The organism is uncultured Campylobacter sp. (assembly GCF_938031315.1).
Classification (GTDB): domain Bacteria; phylum Campylobacterota; class Campylobacteria; order Campylobacterales; family Campylobacteraceae; genus Campylobacter_B.
In genome coordinates this window covers 1-1,830 of record NZ_CALHHT010000066.1, presented here as the reverse complement: position 1 = coordinate 1,830, position 1,830 = coordinate 1, and the positions used below count along the sequence as shown (strand labels likewise).

Annotated in this window: 1 protein-coding gene; it reads left to right on the top strand. The window is 53.1% G+C overall.

Annotation, left to right across the window (positions count from 1 at the left end):
- Window positions 1-365: 365 nt before the first annotated feature.
- Window positions 366-1,502 carry a glycerate kinase gene (locus Q0236_RS01960; protein WP_297914420.1) on the top strand — a complete coding sequence of 379 codons (1,137 nt, stop codon included), beginning with the start codon at window positions 366-368 and terminating at the stop codon, window positions 1,500-1,502.
- The last annotated feature ends 328 nt before the right edge of the window (window positions 1,503-1,830 follow it).

Genomic DNA, 1,830 nt, shown 5'->3' with positions numbered 1-1,830 from the left:
TATAGGCTAGCTTATTTAGCCGTTCTATCGCGCTAAATCAGTGCGGAGTGCAATATGGCATCTACCAGCGGCTAGCTACATAGAATTCTTTAAATTTACGTAGCTAGCCCGCACTGCGTAAATACTCTAGTATTAAAATTTCGCTTAACATAGTTTTAAATTTACACACAAAGCCTCAAGGAGCGAAATTTTAAAATTCTATCGCTACAGAATTTTAAAATTCCACGACATGAAATTTTAAAATTTGCCCCACAAATTTGGCGACGAGATTTTAAAATTATACTCTTGATTCAATCTTGTCATCGTAAATTTAGCCTACGCGCTGTAAAATTTCAAAATTTTAAAATACCAGCTAAAGGAAAAATATGAAAGTTTTAGTCGCGATCGACTCGTTTAAGGGCTCGCTTAGTTCGCTTGAGGCAGGCAACGCCGTAAAATCAGGCATCGAAAAGCTAGGCTGCGAGGTGCTCGTCAAACCTATCGCAGATGGCGGCGAAGGAAGCGTTGAAGCCCTTGCAGACGCGCTAAAAGCTAAGTTCATGGACGTCATCGTAGTAAATCCGTTAGGCGAAAAAACGCCCGCGCGCTACGCCTTAAAAGGCGAGCTAGGCATCTTAGAAATGGCGTCCGCATCGGGTCTGCCGCTCATCGAAAAATCGCGCCGAAACCCGCTAAAAACAAGCACCTACGGCTTTGGCGAGATGATCTTACACGCCGCAAGCAAGGGGGCGCGAAAGTTTATCATAGGCATCGGCGGAAGCGCTACGAACGATGCGGGCACGGGCATGCTAAGCGCTTTGGGCTTTAAATTTACGGACGAGCGCGGCGAAGCGCTTGCGGGCACAGGCGAAAATTTAATCAAAATAGCGGCGATCTCGGACGCGGACGTGCCGCAAAGTATCAAAGATAGCGAGTTTCTCATCGCCTGCGACGTGGATAATCCGCTCTTCGGCGAAAACGGCGCGGCGCATGTTTACGGACCACAAAAGGGCGCGGACGAAGCGGCAGTAGAGACGCTGGATGCAGGGCTGCGAAGCTTTGCGGGCGTCGTAAGCAAGAGCCTTGGAAAGGAGCTTTACAGCGAAAAGGGCGCGGGCGCGGCAGGCGGTCTGGGTTTTGGCTTCGTAAGCTTCCTGCGCGCGCAGCTAAGGCCCGGCATTGACATCATCACCGAGCAGATCGGACTGCAAAACGATGTGCAGGGCGCCGATCTGATCATCACCGGCGAGGGCAGGCTCGACTTCCAAAGCCGCATGGGCAAGACCCCAAGCGGCGTGGCGAAGATCGCCGCGCGCTACGGCGTACCCGTCATCGCACTGGCAGGCTGCGTCTCGCCCTGTGCCGGCGGCTGCAACGAGCACGGCATCGGCGCGTTTTTCAGCGTTTTAAACGAGCCGATGAGCCTTGAGCGTGCGATGCAGCCCGCCGTCGCGACGCAAAATTTAGCCCGCGTCGCCGAACAGGCGGTGAGATTGTTTCTGCTAGGACGCAGCGCTAAATAGGGCTTTTGAATTGAAATTTTAAGGCGCATCCGCTAAAACTCGCAGCGGGTACGACGCGTATGCGCGGCAGGTGCGGTCGCAAAATAAGGCGGCAGCGGCTCACGGCATGCAACGCGGCGAAGAAGCGAAAATTTTAGTAGGATAAATTTTCGTGCTTTTGAAAAACGCGGCGCAGCCTTGACGCAGATGCAGCGCTCGTGCGGCTTACAGCACAAAAATATGCGTAACGAGGCGAACGAGCGGCGACGGCTCGCGGCAGGCGGATGCTGGTCCACGACGCGCATGCACGGCAAGTAAATACCGCGTGCAGCTTACGACGGGCAGCAGA